This is a genomic window from Methanospirillum sp. (genome assembly GCF_035560735.1).
GTDB lineage: Archaea > Halobacteriota > Methanomicrobia > Methanomicrobiales > Methanospirillaceae > Methanospirillum.
Window position 1 is genome coordinate 1 of sequence record NZ_DATMYY010000252.1, and the last position, 2,972, is coordinate 2,972.

The 2,972-nt window shown below is 42.8% G+C and carries 3 protein-coding genes; all 3 read left to right on the plus strand.

Annotation, left to right across the window (positions count from 1 at the left end):
* A partial coding sequence (locus VN429_RS07140) for an ABC transporter substrate-binding protein (protein ID WP_325631438.1) occupies positions 1 to 1,078 on the plus strand: 1,078 nt, incomplete at its 5' end.
* A 29-nt stretch (positions 1,079 to 1,107) separates the two neighbouring features.
* Positions 1,108 to 2,166, plus strand: coding sequence for a FecCD family ABC transporter permease (locus tag VN429_RS07145; RefSeq protein WP_325631442.1), 1,059 nt, complete (start codon positions 1,108 to 1,110; stop codon positions 2,164 to 2,166).
* Positions 2,163 to 2,945, plus strand: a complete 783-nt coding sequence (locus tag VN429_RS07150; protein ID WP_325631445.1) for an ABC transporter ATP-binding protein — start codon at positions 2,163 to 2,165, stop codon at positions 2,943 to 2,945. The genes VN429_RS07145 and VN429_RS07150 overlap by 4 nt, the downstream gene beginning before the upstream one ends.
* The last annotated feature ends 27 nt before the right edge of the window (positions 2,946 to 2,972 follow it).

Genomic DNA, 2,972 nt, shown 5'->3' on the forward strand with positions numbered 1-2,972 from the left:
TTTGCTAATATTACTGATAATAGCAACAATTACCCCAGTACTTGGGGAGAATAAGACAGTAACTGTTACTGATGACCTTGATAGATCAGTGACTGTATCAGCCCCTCCGGCAGCGGTTGTAAGTACAGGAATGGCGACACGATTCCTTAGTTACCTTGATGATCTCGGCAATGTTGTAGCTGTGAGTGCCAATGATGCTTCTGCTACTCCCTCACTCTCCGGTGCTGCATACAAACTCGCAAACCCACAGCTTCAGTCTCTTCCTGTTGTAGCCGAAGTAGCCTCATTAAACCTGAATGAAGAAAAGATTGTTTCGCTTAATCCTGATCTGGTCTACAAGTCAGATATTTCAGAGGCAAAAGAAGCTGATGAACTATCGGCAAAGGTCCATGCTCCGGTTGTCACCATTCTGAAAGGTGGAATGGGAACTGATAAGGACCGGGAAGCATTATACCGGAATTTACGAATGCTCGGAGAGATCAATGGCAACAGTCAGCGTGCAGAAGAACTGATCTCATACATAAAAAAGACTATAGCAGATCTCGATGCACGGACATCGTCTGTAGATAACTCGTCAAAACCATCGGTCTATATCGGGGGGCTTGCATACAAGGGATCTCATGGACTTGAATCAACTTCAGGAAGCGATCCAGGCCTCGCCTTTGTTCATGCCAAGAATGTAGCTCAAGGATCTCCATCATCTGGATCAGTATCCAAAGAGCAGATTGTCCAGTGGAATCCAGATGTGATATTTGTGGATCTCGCAACTCTTGGAAATGCAAAAACCGGACAGACTGCAATTGAAGAGTTGAAAACTGACCCGGCTTATAAAAATCTGAAAGCAGTAAAGGATGGAAAAGTATATGCAACACTGCCAAATGTCTGGAGTTATGCAAACATGGAAACTCCACTCGCCAATGCGTATTACATCGGTTCAGTATTATATCCCGATAAGTTTGCAGACATTGATCCAAAGAAGAAGGCAGATGAGATCTACACCGAATTCCTTGGAAAACCATTGTTCAGTGAACTGAATCAGCAGTATGACAATCTTGCCTATACCAAACTCGACGTATAGGACTTCTCATTTTTTCTTTTTCCATTATTATGCACCTTAAAGATGGATCGCATCCTACTGCGTATATACAATACACGCGATCAAAGATCCGTGCAATTCTCCTTGGTTGCCTGCTCCTTTTCTTCATAATAATAATCTCGATATCTGTTGGGCCTGTTTTTATTCCTCCTGATGAAGTCCTCAAAACTCTTATGGGCATTTCGGTTACCGAAAAATGGGATACCATTATCTGGGATATAAGGCTCCCGGAGGTAATCGCCGGAATAATTGCCGGGGTTGGACTTGCCATTGCAGGAGTTGCCATGCAGTCTATCCTGCGAAACCCCCTTGGAGAGCCATATACTCTGGGAATATCCAGTGCTGCTGCATTTGGTGCAGCATTTTCGGTAATGTTTTTAAGTTCTGGAAAAGTCGGAGATGGAATTACAATTCTCAATCCATATCTGACGACAGTTGTTGCCTTTGCTTTCAGTCTTCTTGCAACAGTCATGATCCTGGTGCTTTCACGCTACAGGGCAGCATCCCCGGAAGTCATGGTTCTTGCAGGTGTAGCAATTGGAAGTCTGTTCGTTGCTGCACGAATGTTCCTCGAATATTTTGCATCAGATATCGAACTTGCATCAATTATATTCTGGACATTTGGAGACCTCTCCAGAGCAGGATGGGATGAGATCTGGCTGATGTCAATTGTTATCTTTATCATTGCAATGTATTTTTACCATCACCGGTGGAGTTTTAACGCAATTGATGCAGGAGATGAGACAGCTCAAAGCCTTGGAGTGGATGTTAAGAGAGTACGGCTTGTTGGAATGGTAGCAGCATCATTTCTTGCAGCAATCATAACATCATTTCTCGGAGTTATCGGATTTGTCGGCCTAGTCGCTCCCCATATGGTCAGACGAATAATCGGCGATGACAACAGGTACCTGATACCCGGGTCATGCGTTGCCGGAGCAATTATGCTTCTGGGATCAGATACCGTTGCAAGAGTAATTATGGCTCCGACTGTTATTCCGGTTTCTATTCTGACAGCATTTCTAGGAGTTCCTTTGTTTTTGTATCTACTATTAAAAGGGTGGACGAGATGATACTTCACATAGATGGAGTTTCCTTCTCATACAAAAGTAAAGAAATTCTAAAAAATGTTGATTTTACTGTTGATAAAAACGAAATTTTAGGGATAATGGGGCCCAATGGAGTTGGAAAAACAACTCTTCTCAAATGCATCAATATGCTCCTTCGCCCATCTTCAGGTTCAGTATATCTGGATGGAAAAGATCTGACATGCTCTTCTATTCTTGAGATTGCTGCGCAGGTTGGGTATGTTCCCCAGCGGATTGAAACCAGTAGAATTACGGCTTTTGATGCAATTTTGCTTGGCCGCCATCCATATATTGGATATACCCTTTCAGAAACAGATCTTCAAAAGACTGATGCAGCGATTTCCAGAATGGGTCTTCAAAACCTGGCATTACAGTTTATCAACCAGATGAGTGGTGGTGAACTTCAGAAAGTGGCAATAGCCAGAGCTCTTGTTCAGGAGCCGAGGGTAATGCTGCTTGATGAACCAACAAGTAACCTTGATCTCCATAATCAGGTGGAAATTTTACAGGTCATGAGACAGGTAACGAGAGAACATGAGATGGCTGTTGTTATGACGATGCATGATCTCAATATGGCTTTCAGATTTATCGACCGGTTTCTCTTTGTAAAAGATGGCGAGATATTTGCCTGCGGAAATAAAGAAGATATAACAGGTGAGATGATAGAAGAGGTGTATGGTCTGCCTGTGAGAATCATTGACATTGACGGATATCCAACCGTGATTCCGTATATCAATGCTTACACAATGGCTGATACATCATAATAATCGTTTAACTTTTTTTGATTGATA